This is a genomic window from Deinococcus multiflagellatus (assembly GCF_020166415.1).
Taxonomy (GTDB): Bacteria; Deinococcota; Deinococci; order Deinococcales; family Deinococcaceae; genus Deinococcus; species Deinococcus multiflagellatus.
Map to the genome: position 1 here is coordinate 40,756 of NZ_JAIQXV010000005.1, position 23,773 is coordinate 64,528.

At 71.0% G+C, this 23,773-nt stretch carries 23 protein-coding genes; 14 read left to right on the forward strand and 9 right to left on the reverse strand.

What is annotated here, in order from left to right; all coding sequences use genetic code 11:
• Positions 1–255 precede the first annotated feature (255 nt).
• Positions 256–2,148 (forward strand): trypsin-like peptidase domain-containing protein, encoded by a 1,893-nt coding sequence (locus K7W41_RS08625; protein WP_224606944.1) that lies wholly within the window; start codon positions 256–258, stop codon positions 2,146–2,148.
• Positions 2,149–2,330: 182 nt separating this feature from the next.
• On the opposite strand, the gene K7W41_RS08630 is transcribed toward K7W41_RS08625, so the two are convergent.
• Together K7W41_RS08630 and K7W41_RS08635 are read right to left on the reverse strand one after the other, a co-directional pair.
• On the reverse strand, positions 2,331–3,602 hold the full coding sequence (locus K7W41_RS08630) for a phosphotransferase (RefSeq protein WP_224606947.1): 1,272 nt from the start codon (positions 3,600–3,602) through the stop codon (positions 2,331–2,333).
• A gap of 61 nt (positions 3,603–3,663) precedes the next feature.
• A complete protein-coding gene (locus K7W41_RS08635; protein WP_224606949.1) occupies positions 3,664–4,425 on the reverse strand; it encodes an SDR family oxidoreductase in 762 nt (253 codons plus the stop codon).
• A gap of 78 nt (positions 4,426–4,503) precedes the next feature.
• On the opposite strand from K7W41_RS08635, the gene K7W41_RS08640 reads away from it, so the two are divergent.
• Genes K7W41_RS08640 through K7W41_RS08650 form a run of 3 tightly spaced genes read left to right on the forward strand, consistent with a single transcriptional unit; the run spans position 4,504 to position 5,794 of the window.
• Entirely contained in the window at positions 4,504–4,923 is a 420-nt protein-coding gene (locus K7W41_RS08640) for a winged helix-turn-helix transcriptional regulator (protein WP_224606952.1), read from the forward strand.
• 5 nt (positions 4,924–4,928) lie between these two features.
• Positions 4,929–5,171 carry a hypothetical protein gene (locus tag K7W41_RS08645; protein WP_224606954.1) on the forward strand — a complete coding sequence of 81 codons (243 nt, stop codon included), beginning with the start codon at positions 4,929–4,931 and terminating at the stop codon, positions 5,169–5,171.
• Positions 5,168–5,794, forward strand: coding sequence for a phosphoribosylanthranilate isomerase (locus K7W41_RS08650; RefSeq protein WP_224606956.1), 627 nt, complete (start codon positions 5,168–5,170; stop codon positions 5,792–5,794). Before K7W41_RS08645 ends, K7W41_RS08650 begins: the two co-directional genes overlap by 4 nt.
• Before the next feature lie 164 nt (positions 5,795–5,958).
• On the opposite strand, the gene K7W41_RS08655 is transcribed toward K7W41_RS08650, so the two are convergent.
• The gene (locus tag K7W41_RS08655) at positions 5,959–6,804 is read right to left on the reverse strand and encodes a metalloenzyme domain protein (protein ID WP_224606957.1); all 846 of its coding nucleotides are present in this window, start codon (positions 6,802–6,804) and stop codon (positions 5,959–5,961) included.
• A gap of 389 nt (positions 6,805–7,193) precedes the next feature.
• On the opposite strand from K7W41_RS08655, the gene K7W41_RS08660 reads away from it, so the two are divergent.
• The 8 genes from K7W41_RS08660 to K7W41_RS08695 all read left to right on the forward strand — a co-directional run bounded on the left by K7W41_RS08660 (position 7,194) and on the right by K7W41_RS08695 (position 16,263).
• Positions 7,194–8,072: a nucleotidyltransferase domain-containing protein gene (locus tag K7W41_RS08660; protein ID WP_224606960.1), complete on the forward strand. Its 879-nt coding sequence runs from the start codon at positions 7,194–7,196 to the stop codon at positions 8,070–8,072.
• Positions 8,073–8,154: 82 nt separating this feature from the next.
• The gene (locus K7W41_RS08665; protein ID WP_224606963.1) at positions 8,155–8,781 is read left to right on the forward strand and encodes an RNA ligase family protein; all 627 of its coding nucleotides are present in this window, start codon (positions 8,155–8,157) and stop codon (positions 8,779–8,781) included.
• Positions 8,778–9,614 carry a TIGR02452 family protein gene (locus tag K7W41_RS08670; protein WP_224606965.1) on the forward strand — a complete coding sequence of 279 codons (837 nt, stop codon included), beginning with the start codon at positions 8,778–8,780 and terminating at the stop codon, positions 9,612–9,614. The genes K7W41_RS08665 and K7W41_RS08670 overlap by 4 nt, the downstream gene beginning before the upstream one ends.
• Positions 9,611–10,885 (forward strand): AAA family ATPase, encoded by a 1,275-nt coding sequence (locus K7W41_RS08675; RefSeq protein ID WP_224606966.1) that lies wholly within the window; start codon positions 9,611–9,613, stop codon positions 10,883–10,885. The genes K7W41_RS08670 and K7W41_RS08675 overlap by 4 nt, the downstream gene beginning before the upstream one ends.
• Positions 10,873–11,649: a nucleotidyltransferase domain-containing protein gene (locus tag K7W41_RS08680; RefSeq protein WP_224606967.1), complete on the forward strand. Its 777-nt coding sequence runs from the start codon at positions 10,873–10,875 to the stop codon at positions 11,647–11,649. The genes K7W41_RS08675 and K7W41_RS08680 overlap by 13 nt, the downstream gene beginning before the upstream one ends.
• Positions 11,640–12,215 (forward strand): 3'-5' exonuclease, encoded by a 576-nt coding sequence (locus tag K7W41_RS08685; RefSeq protein ID WP_224606970.1) that lies wholly within the window; start codon positions 11,640–11,642, stop codon positions 12,213–12,215. Before K7W41_RS08680 ends, K7W41_RS08685 begins: the two co-directional genes overlap by 10 nt.
• A 212-nt stretch (positions 12,216–12,427) precedes the next feature.
• On the forward strand, positions 12,428–14,953 hold the full coding sequence (gene priA / locus K7W41_RS08690; RefSeq protein ID WP_224606972.1) for a replication restart helicase PriA: 2,526 nt from the start codon (positions 12,428–12,430) through the stop codon (positions 14,951–14,953).
• A gap of 494 nt (positions 14,954–15,447) precedes the next feature.
• Positions 15,448–16,263 carry a DUF4384 domain-containing protein gene (locus K7W41_RS08695; protein WP_224606974.1) on the forward strand — a complete coding sequence of 272 codons (816 nt, stop codon included), beginning with the start codon at positions 15,448–15,450 and terminating at the stop codon, positions 16,261–16,263.
• 199 nt (positions 16,264–16,462) lie between these two features.
• Here the strand turns inward: K7W41_RS08695 and K7W41_RS08700 are convergent, their stop codons facing one another.
• The gene (locus K7W41_RS08700; protein WP_224606976.1) at positions 16,463–17,692 is read right to left on the reverse strand and encodes a cytochrome P450; all 1,230 of its coding nucleotides are present in this window, start codon (positions 17,690–17,692) and stop codon (positions 16,463–16,465) included.
• 72 nt (positions 17,693–17,764) lie between these two features.
• On the opposite strand from K7W41_RS08700, the gene K7W41_RS08705 reads away from it, so the two are divergent.
• A complete protein-coding gene (locus tag K7W41_RS08705; protein ID WP_224606977.1) occupies positions 17,765–18,418 on the forward strand; it encodes a winged helix-turn-helix domain-containing protein in 654 nt (217 codons plus the stop codon).
• A 282-nt stretch (positions 18,419–18,700) separates the two neighbouring features.
• Here K7W41_RS08705 and aguB read toward each other — a convergent pair whose 3' ends face one another.
• Complete coding sequence (gene aguB / locus K7W41_RS08710) at positions 18,701–19,591, reverse strand: N-carbamoylputrescine amidase (RefSeq protein WP_224606980.1); 891 nt, start codon at positions 19,589–19,591, stop codon at positions 18,701–18,703.
• Positions 19,592–19,672: 81 nt separating this feature from the next.
• Here aguB and K7W41_RS08715 point away from each other — a divergent pair, with 81 nt between their 5' ends.
• Positions 19,673–20,119 (forward strand): hypothetical protein, encoded by a 447-nt coding sequence (locus K7W41_RS08715; RefSeq protein ID WP_224606983.1) that lies wholly within the window; start codon positions 19,673–19,675, stop codon positions 20,117–20,119.
• Between the two features lie 43 nt (positions 20,120–20,162).
• On the opposite strand, the gene K7W41_RS08720 is transcribed toward K7W41_RS08715, so the two are convergent.
• The 4 genes from K7W41_RS08720 to K7W41_RS08735 all read right to left on the reverse strand — a co-directional run bounded on the left by K7W41_RS08720 (position 20,163) and on the right by K7W41_RS08735 (position 23,749).
• Complete coding sequence (locus K7W41_RS08720) at positions 20,163–20,765, reverse strand: response regulator transcription factor (RefSeq protein ID WP_224606986.1); 603 nt, start codon at positions 20,763–20,765, stop codon at positions 20,163–20,165.
• A 97-nt stretch (positions 20,766–20,862) separates the two neighbouring features.
• Positions 20,863–21,975, reverse strand: a complete 1,113-nt coding sequence (locus K7W41_RS08725) for a sensor histidine kinase (protein WP_224606989.1) — start codon at positions 21,973–21,975, stop codon at positions 20,863–20,865.
• 65 nt (positions 21,976–22,040) lie between these two features.
• Positions 22,041–22,850, reverse strand: coding sequence for an ABC transporter permease (locus K7W41_RS08730; RefSeq protein ID WP_224606992.1), 810 nt, complete (start codon positions 22,848–22,850; stop codon positions 22,041–22,043).
• Positions 22,847–23,749, reverse strand: a complete 903-nt coding sequence (locus tag K7W41_RS08735; RefSeq protein WP_224606995.1) for an ABC transporter ATP-binding protein — start codon at positions 23,747–23,749, stop codon at positions 22,847–22,849. Before K7W41_RS08735 ends, K7W41_RS08730 begins: the two co-directional genes overlap by 4 nt.
• Positions 23,750–23,773 lie beyond the last annotated feature (24 nt).

A 23,773-nucleotide genomic window follows, 5' to 3' on the forward strand; every position in this document is an offset into this window, starting at 1 on the left:
CTGGGTGGGCGCTGAAGGCTGTGGCGGGTGTCCCCAGCAGGCGTGCCCCGGGGCAGGCCTGAACCCAGGGCAGAGCTGGGCGAGGTGTTGTGATCTTCCCCAGCTTGTCCCCAGGCCCCGACGCCCTGGCCCAAACCTGCGCGCCGTTCTGATGAGGGCTTCATAAAGAGGGGGTGCCACCTTTTTTGACCCCTCTCATGGCCAAACGTGCCCACCTCGCCTAGACACCGCACTGACCGCGCGCTTAAATAAAGCATGAGAAACATCAAGCTGTTGGGGTGGGTGGTCTTCACCCTGCTGTGGTCCTGGGGCGGCGCGCAGAGCCTGCCCAAAGAGGTGCGCGAGCGCATTATTCAGGCCACGGTGATGCTGCTGCCCGCCGACGCCAACGGCCGGCTGCAGGACTCGCTGGGCTCGGGGTCCATCATCAGTCCGCAGGGGTACATCCTCACGAATTACCACGTGATTGGGGACACCGATGACCGGACCATCGCGCCGCTGGTGCAGGTGCGCACCGTGCGCTTTGTCGACCGCGAGCCGGAATTCACCTACTGGGGCAAGGTGGTGGCCGCCGATCCCAACCTGGACCTCGCCATCGTTCAGATTGTGATGGACAAGAACAAGAAGGCGGTGTCTGGCCTGAAGCTGCCCTTCGTGGAACTGGGCGACTCGAACGCCATGAACATTGGCGACGACATCTTCGTGTTCGGGTTCCAGGGCACGGGCGGCATGACGCTGACGTTCTCGCGCGGGTCGGTGGGCGGCTTTACCGGCGAGGATCTGGAAAGCAGCGGGCGCCAGTGGCTCAAGCACGACGCCCAGACGGGCCCTGGGAACTCGGGCGGGGGGGCCTACAACGAGCGCGGCGCCCTGATCGGCGTGCACACCGCCGGGATTGCAGGCAACAACAACTCGCGCACCTCGTTTATGCGCCCGCTGGCGCTGGCCTGGGGCCTGGTCACGCCCAACGTGCTGGGCTTTGTGGTGCAGCGTGGCACCCAGGGCCCGCAGGATCCGCAGGCCAATAACACCACCACGCCCCAGGAGCAAAGCGGCGCGTGGCCCCCCGCCCTGACCTCCGGGAAAAACCCCGTGAGCGGCACCGTGCGCGTCACCGGCAGCGCGGGCGCGGGCACCTGGACCCTGGACCTGACCGAGCCCCTGAAAGACGGCGGCCTGAAGGGCACCGCCAAGAACGGTTCGCAGACCCAAGCCGCCTTTTTCTATTACGGCGAGGACGACGACGTGGTGTGGGTGGAATGGACCCCCGACGGCAAGTCCTATATCAGCTGCGTGGTGGAAGAAGACGGCGTGGACGCCAGCAGCTGGAGCGGCAAGGCGTACAGCTTCAAGGACCAGAGCGCTGACGGGACCCGCACCGGCGACTGCACCGTGAGCCTGCGGATCAAGGCGCAGGCGGCGCCCAATCCCAGCCCGGCGCCCAGCCCCAGCTCCAGCAGCCTGACCTGGCCCCCCACCCTGCGCACCGGCCAGAAGTGGACCGTGAACTTTGGGCAGAGCGGCACCTACACCGTGACCCTGGGCGCGCAGGACGACGACGGCGGTTTTCCAGGCACGGCGGCGCGCGGCAACGAGCAGGGCAACGCCCTGATGAACTACTCGGACGGTGAACTCATCGTGATCGTCCAGCGCCCCGACAAGAGCTTTCTGCTGTGCAGCGCCGACCGCAGCGGGCTGAGCGGCGCCTCGGTGCGCGGCGACGCCACCAGCCACAAGAACTCGAATGACAAGGGCACCTCGGTTGGCGCCTGCACCATGAGCCTGGGCACCGCCTCGGCACCGACCCCGGCCCCCGCTGGCCTAAGCTGGCCCCCCGCCCTGGCCACCGGCCAGCAGTGGACCGTCGGCTTTGGGTCGGCAGGCACCTACAGCGTGACGGTGGACGAGCGCGGCGACGACGGCAGCTACGACGCCGTGGCCACCAAGGGCAGTGAGCGCGGCACCGCCCTGATGGACTACTCCGACGACGAACTGACGGTGATCGTGCAGCGCCCCGACAAGAGCTTCCTGGTGTGCGTGGCCAACCGCAGTGGCCTCAGTGGCGCGACGCTGCGCGGCAACGCCACCAGTCACAAGAACTCCAACGACAAAGGCACCAGCCTGGGGACCTGCACCATCTCGCGCTGAAGAAGAGTCAGGTCAAAGGTGCGCCCCAGGTGATGAAGCCTGGGGCGCGCCTCTTGGTCACGGGGCGAGCGGCTTTACCGCATCGCGAAAGGGCTGGGTGGAGCCGTTATGGCCGTTCTGCCCCGCTGACGTCAAGGCGGGGAACTCGGGGACCGTCCGATGGGCAACCTGACTGTCGATGTTCAGGTCTGCGTTTCTCCCATCTGCTCAGGCACCAAGCGGCGCAGGTGGTCCAGATGCACGCCGTGCCACTCGGTCTGGTCGGGCACCGCGCCCTGAATGCCGTCCACATAACCCAGGGCGCGGAACAGTTCCCCCGCCAGCACCGCGTCCTCGTGCAGGGCGCGCAGGTCGTCCAGGGGGGCGTGGTCGGTCCAGGCCGCCAGATAAACGTCGCGGGCCGCCGCCAGGGCCTCCGGCGGGGTATCGTCCGGGGCAAGGTAGGCCGGGTTGGCGTCCAGAAAGGGGTGGGTGGCGCAGCCATCTGACCAGTCCAGCAGGGTAAAGGTGCCGTCCCGGGCAGTCACATTGCCCGCGTGCAGGTCGCCGTGGCCCAGGGTGGGCGGCAGCGGGCTGGCCGCCAGCCGGGCCAGGGCAGCGTCCAGGGCCGGCTGGCGCGTGCGCAGGTCGGCGGCCTCGGCGGGGGTAAAGCCTCTTGGCTGCCCCACCTGTAAGCCCTCGTCGCTCAGCAGGTGGGGCAGCCAGCGGCACACGTATGCTGGGCCCCGGTCACGCAGCCCCAGCGTGGGCAGCAGCGGCAGACTGGCGCGCTGCACCCAGGCGAGGTGGCGCAGCAGTCCTGGCAGGTCGTCCGGGCCCGCCTCGCCGCTGTCGGCCAGCAGCAGGAAGCCGCGCGCGGTGTCGGCGGCCAGCACCCGGGGCGCGGCGCCCGGCACCTCGCGCGCCAGCACCGGGGTCAGCGCCACCTCGCGGGCAAAAAAATCGGGCACCGCCTTGAAGTACACCGGGCCCCCATCCGTGGGCACCCGCCACAACAGGCTGATCTGCCAGTGCTTGAGCACCTCGGGCTCGCCTGTGCGGGTCAGCGCCTGCGCGGCCAGCTCCGTGTCCAGCCACGCCAGCGCCGGGGCCGCCCAGTCGGCGTGAAACCAGGGAATGGGGGGCGGCGGGCTCAGCGCGGCCTGACGCCAGCCGGAAACCTCGGCTGGTGCTCCCTCTGGCCCTGCCGCGTCCGGGCCCAGCGGCGCGGCGCTGTGCAGGTGCCACACACACTGCGCCAGGGCCACGCCGTCCTGGGTGCCCAGCGGCGTAAAGGCGAGGCGGCGCCCCAGCTGCGCCCGCAGGCCCAGCGTCTGCGCCGCCTCCAGAATGTGCTGGCCGTAGTACGTGGGTGTGTGCACCGTCAGGGTATGGTGCGCGGCCCGGGCCTCGCCGGGGTGGGTCAGGATCAGGTGTAGCGTGGTGTGGCGCTGGGGAGGCGGTGGAGCAGACATGGGGCTTCAGCGTGTCACGCGCCTGGCGCCCTACACATCGGCCAGGTGGCGTGCGCCGCCCTTACGCCGGGTCGCCGTGCTGAGCGTTCAGGCCGCGAAACACCGCGTCGTAGGTGCCGTTGGCCACGGCGTGGCGCAGCGGCCGCACCCGCTCCACCAGCACGTAAGGGGCGTTCGGCTGGGTGTCCAGCAGGTGCAGGGTTTCTGCCATAAAGTCGGCCAGCGGCATGGCGCGCGGGTCCTGGCTGCCGCCGGGCATCAGTTCGGTGGCCACGTAGGGCGGCGCCAGTTCCGTCACCTGAATGGATGTGCCGCGCAGCTGCCAGCGCAGTGATTCGGTATACGAGTGCAGCGCGGCCTTTGTGGCGCTGTAGGTGGGCGTGACCGCCAGCGGCACCGACGCCAGCCCGGACGTCACGTTCACGATGGTCGCCTGGGGCTGGCGCCGCAGGTGCGGCAGCAGCGCGTGAATCAGGCGGATGGGCCCCAGCAGGTTGGTGGCAACAGTGGCTTCGGCAGTGGCGGTGTCCGGCTGGGTCAGCAGGTCCTCGGCCACCATGATCCCGGAATTATTGATCAGCACATTCAGCGCGGGGTGCTCGGCGCTCACCCGTTCGGTCAGGGCGGCGATGGACGCCGGGTCGGTCACGTCCAGCGCGTAGGCGTGCAGGTTGGGGCGCGCGGCGGCCACCGCCTGCAGCGTTTCCAGGCGGCGCCCCGCAATCAGCACCGTGTTGCCTCGGTCGTGCAAGCCCTCGGCCAGCGCGCGCCCAATCCCCGAACCGCCGCCGGTGAGCAGCACCGTCTTGCCTGTGATGGTCATGGTGAATCCTCCTGGCCGCACCCTACGCCCCTCACTCTCTTTTGGGAAGAAGGCACCCGAAAGTGCTATGGTCTCCCTATGGAGAGTATCGAGCAGGCCGCCATTCCAATCCCTGAGCCGGGTGCCGGCCCCTGGCCCAAGGCCGCCCCCGAGGTGGAAGCCCTGGTGCGCGAGATGATCGGGCGGGTGGCGGACAAGTGGACGCTGCTGATTCTGGAGGTGCTGGAAGAACACGGCACCCTGCGCTTTACCCAGTTGGGCGAGCGGGTGGGCGGGATCAGCCAGAAGATGCTGACCAAGACCCTGCGCCAGATGGAAGCCGACGGCCTGCTGCGCCGCACCGTGCATCCCGTCATTCCCCCCCGCGTGGAATACACCCTGACCCCGCTGGGCCACAGCCTCAGCGAGGCCTTCTGCCCGGTGTGGCTGTGGGCCGAGGCGAATTACGCCGCCGTGATGCGCGCCCGCGCCGCCTTTGCCGGGGCGGCGGCAGAATAGGGCCCATGAGCGACCGCGAACTGAACTTTGCGCGCGAGATTCTGGGTACCCGGTCTTACCGAGAGGTGCCCGACCCCGAGGTGCTACAGGAGGCCGAGCGCCTGCTGTCCCAATGGCTGGCGGGCGAGACGCGCATGGAACGGCCCAAACTGTACGACCACTACGCCCTGCTGCTGCTGGCCCTGACCCGGCAGGTGCGGGCCCTGGAAGCGCGGGTGGCGGCCCTGGAAGGCGCCCAGGCCGAATGATCCGGGTCAAGGTGTGCGGCACCACCAGCGTGCACGACGCCGTGCTGGCCGCCGAAGCGGGGGCCGACGCCCTGGGCTTTATCTTCGCGCCGGTCAGCAAGCGGGTGGTCACGCCACAGGTGGCGCGCGAGGCGGGCCTGGGTGTGGGCCCGACGGTGGCGCGAGTAGGCGTCTTTCTGAACCAGGGCCTGGACGAGGTGCTGCGGCTTGCGGAAGCGGCGCGGGTGGGCAGCGTGCAACTGCACGGGCTTTTGTCAAGTCTTTACGTTGAGCAGGTCGCCGCGTATTATCCCGTTCTGCGCGTGGTGCGCCCCGCTGAACTGGCGGCGGAAGCAGACGTGTGGAGCGGTGACCCCCGCGTCACCCTGATGGTGGACGCCCCCGAGCCGGGCAGCGGTCACGCCCTGGACTGGGACGCGCTGCGGGCTGCTTTTCCACCCGGGGCGTGGCTGGCGGGGGGCCTGGGCCCGGCGAACGTGGCGCAGGCCATTGAGACGCTGGAGCCAGCCGGGGTGGATGCGGTCAGCCGCCTGGAAACCCGCCCCGGGGTGAAGGACCTGGCCGCCGTGGTGGCCTTCGTCCGCGCCGCGCGGAGCACAGTCGGCCCCAGTTATCCACAGTGAAACGCGAAGCTGTGGATAACTTTGGAACCCATGGAACCCCAGCGTGTTTCGTCTGAAAACAGTGTCCTGGCGCCCAGAAAATGCACCGCATCCGGGGGCCAACCCCTACCTTATCCACAGCTTGTCCACAGTCCTTGTGGATAAACCTGTGGATAACTTTGGCGTTACAGGCCCAGCACGGCGGCCAGCGCCTGTCCCCCCTCCACGATGGTCGCGGCACCTGGCAAGCTCAGGCCCACCCCAAGGAACGGCACCCGCGCGGCCGTGTGCGACTTCACCCGCAGGTCCTCCAGGTTGCCGTGGTCGCTGCTCAGAACCACGCGCGCTCCGGCTTGCAGCGCCCCCCAGAGCAGGGCGTCCACCCGGCGCAGGTAGGCGCGGCCGGCGGCCCAGACCTCGGGGGCTGCGTCTGGCCCGCCCCCGTGCCCCAGCAGGTCGCTGAACCACAGGTCGGCGGCCAGCAGGTCCGCGTGGGCAGCGGCGTGGCCCAGCGCCTCACCGTGCCGGGCGATCTCGTCCAGCGTCCCCTCTTCGGCCCAGGGACGTGCGTAGGCCAGCCCCAGGGTGGCGCCCAGCAGGGGCACCCCACCCGGGTTCAGTGGCAGCCCAGCGGCCTGAAACGCAAAGGGAAAGCAGCCCAGGCGGTTGCGGGGGCCCCGTGTGCCCGCGTGCAGGTAAGCGGGGTGATAGCGGTTGACCAGCACCGCGCGGCCCCCGGCCTGGGTCAGGCGCATGGGCAGCGAGGCCGCCCGCAGCAGTGCCTGCAAGGTGGGCCCCGGGTGTGGCCCAAAGTGCTCGCCCATCAGGGCCACCGCGTTCTGCCCGGTCAGCCAGCAGCTCTGCCCGGTGCCGGACTGTGGCAGCCCCGGCACGCCCAGCGCCGCGTCCAGCGCGGGGGCCGCGTCCACCAGCGGGCGCAGGGTGGGCAGGTCCTGGTCCCACACCGAATCCGGCGGGGCGTCCAGCGGGTGCCCCACGCCGTCCAGTGCCAGCCAGAGCAGCCCGGTCATGGGCCAAGGATAGGGCCCGGGGGGGCCGTCAGCGCCAGGCGAACACGTCTCTGGCCGTGCGGTCCGGGTTGGTGACGGTCACGGAGCGCTGGCCCCACGGGGTGTCGGAGGGTCCGGGGCTTCGTGACCCGCCGCGCGCAGCGGGGCCCTCGGCTTCCAGGGCCAGCTCTGCCCGCCCCCACCCAGGCGGGGTTCAGCTCGCGCATCAGGGCCCCTCGGTTGCCCAAGCCAGCCACGCAAATCTGTCTCTCGCTGGGGTCGGCTCCGCTGGGCTGGAGACCAGCAGACTCACAGAGGGGCGGTTGAAGGTACAGGGGGATGCCCCGCCTCCCCCCGAGCTGTGCGATTCGGCGGATGCCTCCGGGCCCGGGGTGCCCTACCCTGCGGGCATGAGCCGCCCCCTGCCCCCCGGTACACCTGTCACGCTGCATGCGCCGCAGGCTGGCCTCCCGGCCGGCACCGCTGGCGTGATTGTGGCCGCGCCCCAGGCCGGCAGCGTGTACGAGGTAGACTTTGCCGGGCAGGTGGTGGCAGTCAACCGCGTGCACCTGAAAGTGATGCGCCTGGACCTCGATCCGCCGCCCGTTCACGAGGACCTGCGCCCGTATGTGCAGTATGCCTGTGTGATGGGCAGCCGGGCCTTTGGCCTCAGCACCGACACCTCGGACACCGACCTGCGCGGCTTTTACCTGCCGCCTGCGCGGCTGCACTGGGGTCTGGGCGAGGTGCCCCCCCAGCTGGAATTTGCGGCCCCCGGCACCGAGGAGGTGTACTGGGAGGCCCGCAAATTCGTGCTGCTGGCCCTGAAGGCCAACCCCAACGTGCTGGAGGTGCTGGCCTCGCCGCAGCCGGTGACGGTGACGCCCGTGGCCGGGGCACTGCTGAACATCCGGAGCGCTTTCCTGAGCCGCCGGATTGCGCAGACCTACGGCGAATACGTGCAGGCGCAGTTTCGCCGTATGGAAGCTGACCGCCGCACCCATGGCGAGGTGCGGCCCAAACACGTAATGCACCTGCTGCGGCTGCTGCTCAGCGGCGCCCATGCCCTGCGCACGGGCGAAATACTGGTGGACGTGGGCGAGCACCGCGCGGCGCTGCTGGCGGTGAAAACGGGCGAGCTGACCTGGGCCGAGGCCGACCGCTGGCGGGCGCAGTTGCAGCGAGACTTTGAGCACGCGGCGGCGCACACTGGCCTGCCCGACCGCCCGGACTTTGCGGCGGTGGAGGCGTGGCTGGTGGATGCGCGGCGGGCAGCGCTGGACTGGTAGGCCAGATCGCGTGCCTCGGCGTGACGCATGGCCGATGTCTCTCCTCGTTGGTGCCCGGTAGGGTAGCGGGCAGTGATGCCCCATGCGAATCAAATACCCCTCCACCCCCCACCTGCCCTGGTCACCCGGGCTGCACAACGACGACCGCCGCATTCCTGACCTCAGCGGCTTCAGCGGCCACGAGGTCGTGGTCACCGAAAAACTGGACGGCGAGAACACCAGCCTCTACCGCGAAGACCTGCACGCACGCAGCCTGGACACCCGCCCCCACCCCTCGCGCACCTGGGTCAAGGCCGAGCGGGGCCGCTTTGGTCACGAGATTCCACCGGGCTGGCGCCTGTGTGGCGAGAATGTGTACGCCGTGCACAGCCTGCGCTACGCCGATCTGGAAGGCTACTTTTACCTGTTTTCCGTGTGGGACGAGCACAACGTGTCGCGCCCCTGGGACGAGGTGCGGGCCTGGGCCCAGCAGGTGGGGGTGCCCACGCCGTGCGAACTGTACCGGGGCCCCTGGGACGAGGCCGCCCTGCGCGCCCTGCCGGTGGACCCAGGGCAGATGGAAGGCTACGTGGTGCGCGTGACCGGCGAGATTCCGTATGCCGACTTTGGGCGCCGCGTGGCCAAATGGGTGCGCCGGGGGCACGTGCAAACAGACGCCCACTGGCTCAGTAAGCCCGTGGAGGCCAACGGCCTGAAGGAGAAGCCATGAACAACGCCGCCCGCGTGAAGATGGCGCAGGAGACGCTGGCCCTGCTGGACGGGGGCGGCTACGCGCTGAACGGCCAGCGGGTTCACCTGCCCGACCCAACCCCCATGCTGGCCGGCACCCGTCTGTTCACGCCCGCTGAGGCGCCCACGCTGCTGGCCGCGCTACACGGGGCCTGCGACCGCTGGGCCACCCGCACCGAGGTTACCCCCGAAACCACCTTTGCGGCGGCGCGGCGCCTGCGGGCCAGCGGCCCCGAAGTCCTGGCGCTGAACTTTGCCTCCGCGCGCAACCCGGGCGGCGGGTTCCTGAAGGGCAGCCTCTCGCAGGAGGAGGACCTGTGCCGGTGCAGCGGGCTGTACCGGTCGCTGACCGCGCCGCCAGTGTGGGGGTATTACGCCGCCAACCGTGCGGAACCTTCCGCGCTGTACACCGACCACCTGATTTACAGCCCGCAGGTGCCGGTGTTCCGCGATGACCACGGCGCGCTGCTGGCCCAGCCGGTCACGGTGAACGTGCTGACTGCACCCGCCCCCAATGCCGGCGCGGTGGCCCAGAACGAGCCGGCGCGCCGGGCCGAGGTCCTGCCCGCCTTGCGCCGCCGCGCCGCGCTGGTGCTGGGGGCCGCCGTCCTGACCGGGCAGACCCGACTGGTGCTGGGGGCCTGGGGCTGCGGCGTGTTTCAGAATGATCCGCTTCAGGTGGCGACTGCCTTCCGCGACCTGCTGGCGCACGAGGCCCGGGGCGTGTTTGAACAGGTGACGTTCGCGGTTTACGACCGGCAGCCGGGCCAGCCGGTGCTGGGCGCCTTTCAGGCCGTCCTGGGGACCCCATGAGCCCCCCGGCCGTTCCCGACGTGCTGGCCCTGCTGGCGGAGGGCCGGCCGCTGACCTTCGAGACCATCAGCGCGGCCTTCACCCCCTTTGTGCCGCTGCTGGCCCGCCTACCCGACACCCCGCAGGACCCCCAGTGGCACGCCGAGGGCTCCGTGGCCGCCCACAGCGCCCTGGTGGTGGCCCACGCGCACGCCCTGGCGGATGAAGCGGGACTGGGGGGCGAGGACCGCGCCGCGCTGCTGCTGGCCGCCGCCCTGCACGACCTGGGCAAGGCGCGCACCACCCGCGAGGAGCCCGATGAAACGGGGGCCCTGCGCATCCGCTCGCGGCAGCACGCCCGGCGGGGGCGCGACGAACTGGCCTTCCGGCTGCTGGACGCGGGCCTGCGCCGGGGGCTGCTGCTGAAAGTCCTGGCCCTGGTGGCCGAACACCACAGCCTCCACCGCGCCCTGGACGGCGACTGGTCGCGGGGCGTGCCGGCCCTGGCCCGGCGGGCGCCGCTGCCCCTGCTGACCCGGCTGGCCCGCGCCGACGCCCGGGGCCGCGTGGTCCTGAGTGGGGACGCGGCGCGCGGCAAGGACACCGCCGACCTGCTGGAACTGGCCGCGCAGGACCTGGGGGTGTGGGCGGGGGGCGACCCCTACGCCGCCTTCCGGGCCGAGGTGGCGGCGCTGCTGCCCGGGGCCAGCCCGGACCTGCAGGCGCTGGCCGCAGGGCGCGGCCTACAGGACTGGGAGGCGGGCCGCATTCACACCCCCCACGAGGCGGCGGCCCGCGTGCAGGAGGCCGCCCGGCACGGCTTTCCTCGCCTGACCGTGCTGTGCGGCCCCAGTGGCAGCGGCAAATCCACCCTGGCCGCAGAATTTCCAGACGCCGAGGTGATCAGTCTGGACGACCTACGCGCACAGTTGGGCGGGGGCCGCCACGGCGCGAAGCACGGCGCCTGGGTGGGTGGGCAGGTCATGCAGGCCGCCCGCGAAGCGCTGCGGGCCGGGCTGCGCCGGGGGGCCCATGTGGTCTGGGACGCCACCAGCCTGCGGCGCAGTGGCCGCGCGCAGGTGCTGGGCCTGGGCCGCGATTACGGCGCCCTGACCCGGATTGTGGTGGCCTGGACCCCGCCCGCCCTGGCCGCCGCGCGCAACCGCGCCCGCCCCCAGCCGGTGCCCGCCGCCGTGCTGGCCGACCAGTTCCGGGCCCTGGACTTCCCCGAGGTGACCGAAGCCCACGAGGTGATCCTGCGCGGGCCAGAGGAGGACACATGGACCCTGTGACTTTTCCGCCCCAGCTGGCCGCCGCCGCCGCCGACCACCCCTGGCCGCTGGTTTTTGCCACCGTCAGTGGCGCGCACCTGTACGGTTTTCCCAGCCCCGACAGCGACTGGGACCTGCGCGGCGTGCATGTGCTGCCCCTGCGTGAGGTGTTGGGCCTGGACGAAGGCGCGGGCACCCACGAGCTGGAACAGAACGACGGCGCGGTCGAACTCGATCTGGTTACGCATGACGCCCGCAAGTTCGCGGCGCTCCTCCTGAAGCGCAACGGGTATGTCCTGGAACAGCTGCTCTCGCCGCTGGTGGTGCACACCTCGCCCGCGCACGCGGCGCTGGTGGACCTGGCCCCGGGCGTGCTGACCCGGCACCACGCGCACCACTACCTGGGCTTTACCGCCAACCAGTGGAAGTTGCTGGAAAAGGAAAGCGTGCCGCGCTTCAAACCGCTGCTGTACGCCTTTCGCACGGTGCTGACCGGCCTGCACCTGCTGAACATGGGCGAGGTCCAGGCGAATCTGGAGGTGCTGAACGCTGAGGCCCGGCTGCCCTTCCTGACCGACTTGATGGCCCTAAAGCGGGAGGGGCGTGAGGCCGAACCGCTGCCCGGCGACCTGTCCTTTTACCGCGCCCAGCACGCCCGGCTGGTGGGCGCCCTGGAGGACGCGCAGGCCACGACCCGTCTGCCTGCTGCGGTGCCCGAAGAGGTGCGCCGCGCCGTCAGCGACTGGGTGGTGGCCGTGCGCCTGGGGGAGTTGCCATGTTCCTGAACGTCGTGGATGTGGAAGCCACCTGCTGGGACGGACCCCCGCCCCCCGGGCAGGTGAGCGAGATCATTGAAATCGGCCTGTGCGTGCTGGACCTCTCCACCCTGGAACGAACAGAGCGCCGCGCCCTCTTCGTGCGTCCAGAGCGTTCAGAAATCAGCGCCTTCTGCACGGAACTCACGGGCCTGCGCGCGCAGGATGTGGCGGACGGCCTGAGCTTTCGGGACGCCTGCACTGTTCTGCGGCGCGAGTTCCACGCCGATTCGCGCCCCTGGGCCAGCTGGGGCGACTATGACCGCAAGCAGGTTCAGGCGCAGTGTGCGGCAGCCGGCATCCCGTCCCCCTTCAGTGTCCGGCACATCAACGCCAAGAAGGTGTTCACCGAGGCCCACGGCCTGAACAAGCGCCCCGGCATGGCGCAGGCGCTGGCCCACGCGGGTCTGCCCCTGGAAGGCCGCCACCACCGGGGCGTGGACGACGCGTGGAATATCGCGGCGTTGGTGGCGGGGCTGGTGCGCGCGGGGGGGTGGCCGGGGTCAGGGTCTGAAGGGGTTTGGGCTTCGGGCTGACCCCTCCGCCCCTTCGGGGCACCTGCCCTTGAGGGGAGGCTGAATCAGGCTTCTGGTCGGACTGTTCGGCGTTGGCTCCCCTCCCAGGGGAGCTGGCCGCGCAGCGGTCTGAGGGTTAGGGACAGGGAAGACCCCGCCACCTCTGGACGGTCCGCTGCCCCTGCCGTCAAGGGCCCGGCTTACCTCGTTTCTTCTGGCTTCACGCTAGCCTCATGGGTGTGACCCCGGCCGCCGCCCCCCCCTCTGGTTCGTGGCTGGTGGCCGTGAACCTGCCGGTGGTGGCCTGCGATTTTGCGCCCCTGCACGGCTTTCAGGGCCCAGCGCCGCTGGGCTGCCGGGTGCTGGTGCCCTGGCGCGGCGACCTGATCGTGGGGCTGGTGGTGGGCGCGGGGGACGGCCGGGGCGCCCACCGCCTGCGCGAGGTGGTGCATATGCTGGACGACCCCGGGCGGCCCTGGGTGGCGCCCGCCACCGTGCAGGGCATTGGCGAATGGGGCCGCGACGCCCGGCTGCCAGCGGGCCTGATCTGGGGCGACCTGCTGGGCGTGGGCTGGGCCGCCGCCTACGTGCATCTGGTGCGCGCGGTGGACGACGCCGACCTGAGCCCCTTTGCCCGCAAGGTGCCCGGCGCCCGCTGGACCGACGCCGAGCACTTTCCGCCCGCGCTGCTGGACGCCATCCGCGAACAGGGGCTGCTGGAAGAACGCTTTACGCCGCAGCCACGCCTGAAAACCGTGGTGCAGGCCCGCGCGCTGGCCGAGGTGCCGCCCGCCTCGCGGCTGGTGACGCTGGTTCAGGCGGTGGCCCCGCCGCCCGCGTCCCTGACCCCCAAGCAGGCCCAGGCCTGCGCGTGGCTGCGCGAGCACGGCCCCGCCGACACCCTGAGCGCCTGGGCCAGGGGCGCAGGGCTTAGCAACAGCGTGGTCACGGCGGCCCTGAACGCGGGGGGCGCCGCCTACGTGCGTGCCGAGGCCCCGCCGCCCGAGGCCTGGACATGGCTGCACGAGCGGGGGGCCGCAGAGTCCTACGCCGCCTGGGCCAATGGCGCCAGCGCCGACGGCATTCCCCTCAGCCCCACCCAGGCCGGCACCCTGGCCCTGCGCGGCTGGGCCGACACGCTGGAGGTGCCGGCCCCGCCCCCGCCGCTGCCTGAAGCTGTGCCCCAGGCTGCCTTCCCGGCAGGGTTGCCAGACCGCCTGCCCCACGCCCCGGTCTGGCGCCTGCACGGTGGACGGCTGGGCGCGCGCTGCGCGGCACTGTCGCCCCGGGTGGCCGCGCTGCTGGCACAGGGCCAGAGCGTACTGGTGCTGGCCCCGGATCACACCACGCTGCGCCGCGCCTGGGACGGACTCTCGGGGCTGGCGGCCCACGCGGGCACGCGCGCCGTGCAGGTCAGCGGCGCCCTGTCGGACGTGCAGCGCGAGCACACCTGGGCCCTGATTCAGGGTGGGGAAGCCCGGCTGGTCATTGGCAGCGCCCACGCCCTGGGGGCGCCCCTGCCGGCCCTGGGCCTGTTGATCGTGCTGGAAGAAGCCAGCGACGCCCACAAGCTCCTGAGTGGCAGCCGCGCCTTCGTACCAGACCTCGCCGCGCGGGTGGCCGCCGCCCACGGGGCGCAGCTGGCCTACGTGGGGTCGGCCCCCGCCGCCGAAAGTGTGCCGCACCCCGGCGCGGTGCTGCCGCCCCCGCGCGCCCGCGTGCATGTGGTGGACTACGCCAACCCCCCCGAACAGCCGGAACTGGGCCCGCTGTCCGGCGTGCACCTGAAGATGGGCGGCCTGGGCTATCCCCTCAGCCACGACCTGGCCCGCGTGCTGCGGCAGGTGCAGGAGCGCGGGCGGCAGGCGGCCCTGCTGGCCCCCCGGCGCGGCTACAGCGCCCTGCTGCGCTGCCCGGGTTGCGAGCATGTGCCCCAGTGCCGCCACTGCGACGTGCCGCTGCGCTTTCACCAGCAGACCCGGCAACTCACCTGCCACCAGTGCGGCTACCACCAGCCGCCCCCCGACCGCTGCGACGAGTGCGGCGAGCGCATGTGGCAGGCGCGCGGCCCCGGCACCGAATGGATTGCCCAGGAGGTCGCCAGGCTGCTGCCCGGCTTTCCGGTCTACCGCTACGACAAGGACCAGCAGGACGACCTCTCGCCCCTGATGAACGGCGAGAGCGGCGTGGTGGTGGGCACCCAACTGCTGCTCTCGCACGACGCGCCGCCGGACCTCGCCCTGATCGGGGTCACCCTGGCCGATACGTGGCTGAATGTCAGCGACTTCCGCGCCAGCGAGCGCTACCACCGCCTGCTGCGCCAGCTGACCGAATGGCACCCCACCCGCGCGCCCATGCTGGTGGTGCAGACCTTCCAGGCCGACCACCCCGCCCTGAAGGTGCTCCTTGACGGCCAGGGCGTGCTGGCCTACCCCGCCGCCGAGGAACGCGCCCGCGCCGCGCTGGGCTACCCGCCCCACGCCCGCCTCGCCCAGATTGAGGTGAGCGCCCGCGAAGCGGCCAGGGCCCAGGCCGCCGCCCAGGACCTCGCCGCCGCCCTGCACGGAGCCGGCGCCACCGCCCAGGAGGTGCTGGGCCCCGCCCCCAGCCCGGTGGCGCGGCTGCGCGGTGTGTACCCCTACCACCTGTTCCTGCGCGCCCGCACCGAGGCCCGCCTGGGCGAACTGCTGCGCGTGCTGGATTCCCGCACCTGGAAAGCGCGCGTGCGGGTGGATGTGAACCCCCGGGGTGGCCTGTAAGCCGGTCTGCCGCCGACACCTCTCACCCGGAACAGGGTTGAGGGGGTCAACGCCACGCCCAAAAGCCCGTTTCTGCTCGGATGGAGCCGCAGATAGGATCGGAGGGTGGTGAAAATGCCTTGCTGCTCGCCTGATCGCTTGCTCTGTCCCCATCTCCCCTTGTGGGAGAGGGAGGGAGGAGCGGAGCGACGGAAGGGTGAGGGGGCCACCGCGTGACTCGGACGGGTGTGGCATCCATTCAGTCCCGTCTGACAGGAGTTCGGCTCCTGCTCAAGCGAAGTGGGCAGGCCGCAAGCGAAACGTGGTCTTGGCCGCTGAGCACGCTCCCCCTCTCAGCCTCCCCCGCAAGGGGCGAGGGGCAAGAACAGCGTGGTCGTCGCGCCACTCTCTGCGCATTGCTCACCAGTCCCAACCGTTGACCAACGGCCCTTCCCTTAAGCCCAGCTGACCAGCCAGTCAGACTGGCGTCAAGCGGCGGCGTCAGTCTGCCCCTCATGAAAGTGTTCAAATTTTCCATTTCGCTGCTGCTGGCCCAGGCTGGAAGCGCTACCGCCGCGCCGCAACTCAGTGCCCAGAGCATCATCGTGAACCCGGCGCCGAGCGGTCTGCAGGTGAGCGTGCGCACCAACCGCGACCAGTCCGGCAACGGCACGCCCCAGTACCGCCCCGGCGACCAGCTGGAGTTCTACACCCGCGTGAACAAAAGCGCCTACGTGTACCTCTTCAACATTGACCCCCAGGGCCGGGTGAACCTGCTGGCGTCCAATGGCCTGCAGGCGAAGGGCAATTTCGTGAAGGCCAACACCACCCGCGTCTTTCCGCGCAAGGGCGACCGCTCCACCTTCCCGCTGACCCTGCCGCAGGGCCTGAACCGCGTGCTGGCGGTGGCCAGCCCCAAGCCGCTGAGCCTGGAGCAGATCGCGCAGGTGAAAGACACCCAGGGCGGCGCCGTGCCCCTGACCGTGACGGGGCAGCAGGGCCTGGCCCAGGCGCTGAGCATCGTGGTGACCCCGGTGCAGGGCTGGACCAGCGACGTGGCCCAGTATGAGGTGACCCGCCGCGCCCTGGGCACCCTGCCCGTGCTGGACCCCGCCGCGCGGCAGGCCCAGGTGCGCTTTACCAAGGACGCGCGCCTGAGCGAAATCTACGTGGCCTACGCTGATCGCCTGCGCGCGGCGGGTTACCGCCCCGTGAAGGCCCAGTACGGCGAGCACCGGGCCAGCGGCACCTTCGTGTCGGGGAGCCGCCAGCTCACGCTGGACGTGCGCAAGTCGGGCCAGCGCTTTGATGTGAAGCTGGTGCGCAAGTAAGGCGGGACTCACTTGATTGCACACCAGGCCGCGCCACGCGGTGGCCCCCTCACCCTTCCGTCGCTGCGCTCCTCCTTCCCTCTCCCACCAGGGGAGAGGGGGACACAGCAAGCGATCAGGTGAGCAGCAAGGCATTTGCAGCCCGGATAAGGGCAGCTTGATCAGACTGGCCCCTTCCATGCGAAGGGGCCGGTGTGCCTTAGCCCTCCAGCCACACCCGCAGCCGGGCCGGGCCGCGCAGGCCCGGATTGGGCTTGAAGGGCGGCGCCGGTTCCACCCGCAGGTGCGGAAACTGCTCGGCCAGGGCCGCGAACACCTCTGCGATTTCCAGCCGCGCGAGGCTGGCGCCCAGGCAGTAGTGTGGCCCGGCGGCAAAGGCGAGGTGGCGCGCACTGTTCGGGCGGTCCCAGTCCAGGCGGTCTGGCTCGGGAAAGACCTCGGGGTCGCGGTTGGCCGCCCCCAGCAGGAGCTGCGTGAACGCGCCCGCTGGGAGCGTCTGCCCCGCCACGGTCAGCGGCGCGCTCAGGGCGCGGCCATCCACCTGCACAGGCGAGACCACGCGCAGCAGTTCGTCGGCCACGCCGGCGTGGCGGGGCTGCGCGACCAGGGCCGCCCAGGCGTCCGGCTGGCGCGAGAGTTCCAGCAGGCCGCCCGGAATCAGGTTGCTGGTGGTTTCGTGCCCGGCGGTCAGCAGCAGCACCGCGTTGGCCAGCAGTTCGTCGCCGCTCAGGCGCTCGCCGCCGTCTTCCACCGCCGCCATCGCCGAGAGCAGACCCGGGCGGGGCCGGGCGCGCAGTTCGCCGGCCAGATCGCGGAAATACGCGCGCATCTCGCGGGCGTCAGCGTCAATGCGGGCCATCAGTTCGGGGCTCTGGCTGGCGCTGCCCAGCAGATCGGCCACCGACGCCGACCAGCGCACGAACCGCGCCTCGTCCTCGCCCGAGAGCCCCAGCATCCCCATGATCACGCGTGCGGGCAGCGGATTGGCCAGCCCCGCCACCAGATCGGCCCCCGGTCCCTGCGCCCGCAGCCCGGTCAGGAGTTCGGCGATCAGGGCGCGCACCAGTTCGCGCTGCTCTTCAATGACGCGCGGGGTAAAGGCCGCCGACACCAGCCCCCGCAGGCGGGCGTGCGCGGCGCCGTTGCGGAAGATCATCATGGGTTGCAGCAGCCGCAGCCCGTCCGAGAGCGCCACCGCCCCTTCCATCCCGCCGCCGCTGATCGCCCCAGGGAAACGCAGCACCGCGCTGTTCACCGCGTGGCCGGTAAGGTACAGGCCCACCCAGGTGCCGTGGTCCAGCCGCAGCACCCCGCCCTGGCTCAGGGCGCGCACCCGCTCGTAGGCGGGGTAGGGGTTGGGAATGTTGTCTGGGTGCCACAGCGCGGCGGCGGCGTCCTGAGCAGCGTGGGGCGGCGTGGGCTGGGTCATGGCCCCAGCGTGCGCCCTGTCTACTCGGCACACAAGGGCCGCTGCCGAGTAGAGGCGGCGTACCCTGAGGGCGTGACCCAGGTCTTCCAGCATGTCACCCACCCGGAAGCGGTCAAGGTGTTTCTCAACCTGACCTACCTGCCGGTGCTGGCGGCGCTGATGGCCCGCGAATGGACGGTCTCGGCGCTGGCCGCGCACCTGGGGCTGGCGGTGAACGCCACGCACCACCGGGTCCGGCGCCTGGTGGCCGTGGGACTGGCCCAGGAAATCCGGCTGGAAGCCCGGCGCGGGCGACCACTGCGCCATTACCGCGCGCCACCGGCGCTGCTGGTGCCCTACCACTGCACGCCGCTGGACACGCTCGAAGACCTGATTGGCCTGCACGAGGACAGCTTTCAGGTGGCTTTTCAGCGGGCGGTGGTGCGCGCGGGTCTGGCGCTGGTCGAGAACCGCAACGATATTGGCCTGCGCCTCTACCTGGACGGCGAAGAGGTGGTCTCGGACATCACGCCCACGGCCGGGGCCTTCAGTTTCCGCGACCTGCTGCGGCCCGACGCCCCCGCCCTGCTGGCCAACCGGGGCCTGCTGCACCTGACCCGCGAGGACGCCAAGGCCCTGCAAACCGAATTGAGCGAGGTGCTGACCCGCTACCTCCAGAAGACTGGGCCAGAGCCCTACCTCTTCCGCGTTGGTCTGGCGCCGGATCTGCCGGGCGGCGCAGGTTAGAGCGGTTGAGAAAAGAACCCCCTCACCCCTCGCTGCGCGAGGCCCTCTCCCACGAGGGGAGAGGGTCAAGAATCAACATCATCTTTATGTCAACTGCTCTAGGACGGCCCACCCTCACGGGGCCAGATTCACTGGGAGAGCCGGCACCTTCGCAGGACCAGCGAGGTCATCGCCTGCTTCACGCACCTTTGCAAACGCGTCCCAACGTCACCCCACACTGCGCGGGCAGCCAGAACGCCTTTCCCACTCCCCACTCCCCACTCCCCACTGCCCACTTCCCACTTACCCCCGGCGCGTCACGCCGTCGGTGGTCAGCAGGGCGCCGTACAACTCCGGGCGGCGGTCACGGAAAAACCCCATGCCAGCGCGGAACTTGCGGGCTTCGCGCAGGTTCAGGTCGTGCAGCAGTGGGCCTTCCTCGGTTTCGCCAAATTCGGCCACCAGTTCCCCGGTGTAGTCGGAAATAAAGGAGTGCCCGTAGTACGTCTGGGTCAGGTCGCCCACCGTTTCGGTGCCAATGCGGTTGGCGGCGCCCACGTAGCTGGAGTTGCTGACCGCGTGGCCGATCATGGCGCGCTGCCACATGTGATGGCTGTTGGGGGTTTCCACCTCGGCGGGCTCGGTGCCAATGGCGGTGGGGTACAGCAGGAAATCGGCGCCCAGCAGCATCATCACCCGGGCAGTTTCGGGGTACCACTGGTCCCAGCAGATGCCCACGCCCACACGGCCGTAACGGGTGTCCCAGACCTTGAAGCCGGTGTCGCCGGGGTTGAAGTAATACTTTTCCTCGTAGCCGGGGCCGTCGGGGATATGGGTTTTGCGGTAGTTGCCCAGCACGCGGCCGTCGGCGTCCAGGCACACCAGCGAGTTGTAGTGCGCCTGCCCGGCCCGCTCGAAGTACGACAGCGGCAGCACCACGCCCAGTTCGCGCGCCAGATTCTGAAAGCGGCCAATGAATGGGTGGCCTTCTTGCGGGTGGGCCAGGGCAAAGTAGTCCTCGCGCTCCACCTGGCAGAAGTACAGGTTCTCGAACAGTTCGGGCAGCAGGATGACCTGCGCGCCCTGTTTGGCGGCGTCCCGCACATGGGCCTCGGCGCGGGCCACGTTGTCGTCTAACTGGTCGGTGACGTGCATCTGCACGACGGCGAGTTTCACAGTCTCCGGGGTGCTCATGCGTCCCACGCTACCGGATGAAGGGGCAGGCAATGGTGGTGCGGGGCCTGGGCACCGGGCCGGGCCGCTTACAGTGGGGGCATGACCCTTGCCCTGGCCCGGCCCCTTGCCTTTCTGACCCTGCTGGGCAGTGCCCTGGCGTACGGGGGGGGCGCGCCCGGTGTGGCCCGCGCGGTGGACGTGGACGTGACCCAGCCGCAGACCACCGTGACCGTGCGCCCCGGCGACACCCTGCGCCTGCACCTGTTCGAGGACACCGTCGAGAGCCCGCTGACCTGGACCATCTGGATGGCCCCGGGGGCCGCCACCCCGCCGGCCCTGACCCTCCTGGACACCCAGCGCACCTCGGCCGGGGACCACGGCCCGGCCATGCTGCGCTACGACGTGGTGTACAGCTTGAAGGTGGGCCCGGCCGCCGGCCTGAGCGCGCCGCTGCTGTTCGTGCAGGACGCCCCCGCCCTGAACAGCGACCTGCGCCTGCGGTTTCCCCCGGTGCTGCGCACGGTGAACGTCCGGGTCGTGCGCTAAGTCAGCGGGCCGCGCCCTGGTCCCGGTTCTGCTCGGCCTGCCCCTACAGCCAGCCCTTCTCGCGTGCGGTGCGGGCCGCGTCCACGCGGTTCTCGGCGCCCAGCTTGCCAATGGCTTCAGACAGGTAGTTGCGCACTGTGCCTTCCGAGAGGCCCAGCGCGGCGGCGATGGCGGCGGTGCTGGCGCCTTCCTCGGCCGCGCGCAGCACCTGGCGTTCGCGCTCGGTCAGGGGGTCGCGCTCGCCCCAGGCTTCGGCGGCCAGCCCCGGGTCCACCGCCCGCCCCCCGGCATGGACCCGGCGAATGGCGTCGGCCAGGTCGCTGGCAGGGGCGTCTTTGAGCAGGTAGCCGCGCGCCCCCACCTCCAGCGCCCGGCGCAGGTAGCCGCCGCGCCCGAAGGTGGTCACGATGACCACCCGCGTCTGCGGGGCCTGCTGCGCCACCCGCGCCGCAAGGTCCAGCCCACTCAGGCGCGGCATCTCGATGTCCGTAACCAGCACGTCGGGGCCCAGGTTCTGCACCAGCGCCCACGCGGCCTCGCCATCGGGGGCCGCCCCCACCACCTCCAGGTCCTCTTCCAGCGACAGCAGCGCCGACAGGGCCCCGCGCACCAGGGCCTGGTCTTCGGCGAGGAGAACGCGAATCATGGGGCGCCTGCGGCGCGGTGATGGTTGAAGGGTAATGGTGGATGGAGGAGAGACGGGTGGTGATCCATCAACCATCTCCCATCACCTCTCAACCTCCTCACGCCGTCACCAATCCCCGGCCCGCCTCCGGCCCCCCCACGGGCCCAGGCAGGGTGGCCGTCAGCGTGGTGCCGGCCCGGCCGTCGCGGTGGAGGTGGCCGCCAATGGCGCGCAGGCGTTCGCGCATGCCGGTCAGGCCGCTGCCTTCGGGGCCAGCGCCGCCCACGCCGTCGTCGTGGATGGTCAGGCGCCAGCCGCTACCTGCCGGGTCCAGGCTGACCTGCACGGTGCGGGCGCGGGCGTGGCGCACCACGTTGGTGACGGCCTCGCGCAGCAGCAGGGCCGCCGTGTGTTCGGTCTCGGGGGGCAGGGGCGGCAGGGCGCCCAGCACCTGTAGCCCCACCCCCGCCGCGTCCAGCGCCACCTTGGCGCGGGCCAGTTCGGCGCCCAGGCCGCTGCCCTGGTAGCCGCGCACGGCGGCGCGGACCTCGTGCAGGGCTTCTCTGGAAATGCGCTCCACCTCGCGCATCTCGGCCCCGGCGCGTTCGGGGTCGCGGGTGGCCAGTTTGCCCGCCAGTTCGCTTTTCAGCACGATCACGCTCAGGGTATGGCCCAGCAGGTCGTGCAGGTCGCGGGCAATGCGCTCGCGTTCGGCCTCGGCGGCCAGGCGTTCCTGCTCGGCGTGGGCCTGGGCCAGGCGCACGTCCGCCACCCGGCGCCGGTAAGAGGCGTGGTTGCCGTAGGCCGCCACCAGGGTGAACAGGGCGTTGGGACCCAGCCAGGCCAGGTCGTCCACGTGGTAGGTGCTGTTCCACAGCGGCGCGGCCATGATCAGCACGTTCAGAAAGCTCAGCGACACGGTCAGGGCGGCGCGGTTCTGGTAGCCAATCAGGCTGCCGCCGTAAATCAGAAAGGCGCTGGCGGTGCCGCCAATGCGGGGCCACAGCAGGGCGTAGGCCAGCAGGCACACCCCCCAACCCACCACCGGCCAGCGCGCACTGGGCCGGCCCCAGAACACCCGCAGAAACACCGCCGTGAAGCCCAGCACCAGCCCCCAGAACAGCAGGCCGTCGCCCAGGGGCCGGGGGTGCTCCAAGAACCCCGTGACCGGGTAGCCCAGAAACAGCAGCCACACCAGTGGGAAGAACTTCCAGGCCGTCGTGTGCGCCATGCCCCAGCGTACTGCCAGGGACCGGGCTTGTAGGCCCAGTCCCTGGTTTGCCCCGCCGCCCGCGCTCATCCCTCGCGGGCTTCGTCGCGGCGCATGGCCCAGGCGGCGATGAGCCCGAAGACAGCGGCAAACGCGGCCAGCGTCAGCCAGTGCCCGCTCTCGCCCGCCGTCTGCCCCGCCACCGTGCCGCGCGCGATGGCCCCCAGGTGAGACGCGGGCAGGTACGGCGCCACCTTCTGAATAAAGGCGGGCATCTGGTCCAGGGGGGTAAACAACCCCGAGGCAAAGGACATCAGCACACTGACGATGTTCGCGGTGATCTGCGCGCCCGCCGGGGCCACCAGAAAGCCGATGCACAGGCCCAGGGCGATCAGCGGCACCATGCCCAGCAGCAGCTTGCCCAGCAGCGCCAGGGCCGTGAGAGCGGGAATGGTCACGCCGCCCGCCACATGCGCGAAGGTGTACAGGACGGTCAGGCTCAGGGCACTGAACAGCAGCGCGGCCAGCAGCTTGCCCGCAAAGTACAGCGCCGTGGGCATGGGCGAGGCGCGCAGCAGCCGCAGCCAGCCGCCCGTGCGTTCCAGCGCCACCGCCGACCCGAACGAGAACATGGCCAGCGACAGCAGCGAGTAAGCCCCGAAATTCACCAGGATCAGCGGGCCCACCTTCAGGCCCTGGCTGGTGGTCTCGTTCACGGCGCTCAGGCCGAACAGGGCGAAGAACATCACCGGAAAGCCGATGGTGCCCACCGCGAACATGGGGTTGCGCAGCATGCGGCGCAGTTCGGCCAGGGTCAGGGCGCCCAGGGCGGGCAGGGTGGCGGCGCGGCGGGTCTGGGCAGCGGGCGCGGGCAGGGTGACAGGGGCAACGGTCATGCGATCACGTCCTTGGCCCCGGCAGGGGCGGTCAGGCTCAGGAAAGCGTCTTCCAGGCTGGCGCGGCTGACTTCCAGGGCCGAAAACGGGGTGCCGCGCTCCACCAGGGCGCGCAGCAGGGCTTCCGGGGTGCGGGTGCGCAGCGCCGCGTGGCCCCGGGCGTCCACCTCGGCGGCGTCCACGCCGGGCAGGGCGCGCAGTTCGGCCAGCACCAGATCGCTGACAAAGCTCACCCGCGCGCCACCCACCTGCGCGCGCAGGGCCTCGGGGGTGCCGTCGGCCAGAATGCGCCCGGCGGTCATCACCACCACGCGGTCGGCGCTGCGCTCGGCTTCTTCCAGGTAGTGCGTGGTGAGCAGGATGGTGCGCCCGGCGGCCTTCAGTTCGGTCACGGCGGCCCAGAACGCCTGGCGGCTGCCCGCGTCCATGCCGGTGGTGGGTTCGTCAATCAGCAGCACGTCGGGGTTGCCCACGGCGGCCAGCGCAAAGGCCAGGCGGCGCTTTTGCCCCCCGGACAGGGTGCCGGCGCGCCGGGTCGCCACGCCGGTCAGGTCGGCCAGGGCCAGGGCCTGCTCCACCGGCAGCGGCGTGGGGTAAAAGCGCGCAAACAGGGCCACGGCCTCGCGCACCGTCAGGGCGGCGGGCAGGGCGCTTTCCTGGGGCATGCTGCCCATGCGGCGGCGCACGTCGTCGCGCCTGGGGTTGCCGCCCAGCACGCTCACCTGCCCACTGCTGGGCGCGGCCAGCCCCAGCATCAGGCTGATGGCCGTGGTCTTGCCCGCGCCGTTGGGGCCCAGCAGCGCCGTCAGCTCGCCGGCCCGCACGCTCAGGTTCAGGTCGTGCAGGGCGGTCACCCGCCCAAACGTCTTGGTAATGCCCCGAAGTTCAATCGCGTCCATGCGGGTATGGTGCGCCAAGGGTGA

Excerpts from the sequence above, each read along its gene's own strand:
- K7W41_RS08625 (WP_224606944.1), top strand. The coding sequence starts at position 256 with ATGAGAAACATCAAGCTGTTGGGGTGGGTGGTCTTCACCCTGCTGTGG.
- K7W41_RS08630 (WP_224606947.1), bottom strand. The coding sequence starts at position 3,602 with ATGTCTGCTCCACCGCCTCCCCAGCGCCACACCACGCTACACCTGATC.
- K7W41_RS08635 (WP_224606949.1), bottom strand. The coding sequence starts at position 4,425 with ATGACCATCACAGGCAAGACGGTGCTGCTCACCGGCGGCGGTTCGGGG.
- K7W41_RS08640 (WP_224606952.1), top strand. The coding sequence starts at position 4,504 with ATGGAGAGTATCGAGCAGGCCGCCATTCCAATCCCTGAGCCGGGTGCC.
- K7W41_RS08645 (WP_224606954.1), top strand. The coding sequence starts at position 4,929 with ATGAGCGACCGCGAACTGAACTTTGCGCGCGAGATTCTGGGTACCCGG.
- K7W41_RS08650 (WP_224606956.1), top strand. The coding sequence starts at position 5,168 with ATGATCCGGGTCAAGGTGTGCGGCACCACCAGCGTGCACGACGCCGTG.
- K7W41_RS08655 (WP_224606957.1), bottom strand. The coding sequence starts at position 6,804 with ATGACCGGGCTGCTCTGGCTGGCACTGGACGGCGTGGGGCACCCGCTG.
- K7W41_RS08660 (WP_224606960.1), top strand. The coding sequence starts at position 7,194 with ATGAGCCGCCCCCTGCCCCCCGGTACACCTGTCACGCTGCATGCGCCG.
- K7W41_RS08665 (WP_224606963.1), top strand. The coding sequence starts at position 8,155 with ATGCGAATCAAATACCCCTCCACCCCCCACCTGCCCTGGTCACCCGGG.
- K7W41_RS08670 (WP_224606965.1), top strand. The coding sequence starts at position 8,778 with ATGAACAACGCCGCCCGCGTGAAGATGGCGCAGGAGACGCTGGCCCTG.
- K7W41_RS08675 (WP_224606966.1), top strand. The coding sequence starts at position 9,611 with ATGAGCCCCCCGGCCGTTCCCGACGTGCTGGCCCTGCTGGCGGAGGGC.
- K7W41_RS08680 (WP_224606967.1), top strand. The coding sequence starts at position 10,873 with ATGGACCCTGTGACTTTTCCGCCCCAGCTGGCCGCCGCCGCCGCCGAC.
- K7W41_RS08685 (WP_224606970.1), top strand. The coding sequence starts at position 11,640 with ATGTTCCTGAACGTCGTGGATGTGGAAGCCACCTGCTGGGACGGACCC.
- priA (WP_224606972.1), top strand. The coding sequence starts at position 12,428 with ATGGGTGTGACCCCGGCCGCCGCCCCCCCCTCTGGTTCGTGGCTGGTG.
- K7W41_RS08695 (WP_224606974.1), top strand. The coding sequence starts at position 15,448 with ATGAAAGTGTTCAAATTTTCCATTTCGCTGCTGCTGGCCCAGGCTGGA.
- K7W41_RS08700 (WP_224606976.1), bottom strand. The coding sequence starts at position 17,692 with ATGACCCAGCCCACGCCGCCCCACGCTGCTCAGGACGCCGCCGCCGCG.
- aguB (WP_224606980.1), bottom strand. The coding sequence starts at position 19,591 with ATGAGCACCCCGGAGACTGTGAAACTCGCCGTCGTGCAGATGCACGTC.
- K7W41_RS08715 (WP_224606983.1), top strand. The coding sequence starts at position 19,673 with ATGACCCTTGCCCTGGCCCGGCCCCTTGCCTTTCTGACCCTGCTGGGC.
- K7W41_RS08720 (WP_224606986.1), bottom strand. The coding sequence starts at position 20,765 with ATGATTCGCGTTCTCCTCGCCGAAGACCAGGCCCTGGTGCGCGGGGCC.
- K7W41_RS08725 (WP_224606989.1), bottom strand. The coding sequence starts at position 21,975 with ATGGCGCACACGACGGCCTGGAAGTTCTTCCCACTGGTGTGGCTGCTG.
- K7W41_RS08730 (WP_224606992.1), bottom strand. The coding sequence starts at position 22,850 with ATGACCGTTGCCCCTGTCACCCTGCCCGCGCCCGCTGCCCAGACCCGC.
- K7W41_RS08735 (WP_224606995.1), bottom strand. The coding sequence starts at position 23,749 with ATGGACGCGATTGAACTTCGGGGCATTACCAAGACGTTTGGGCGGGTG.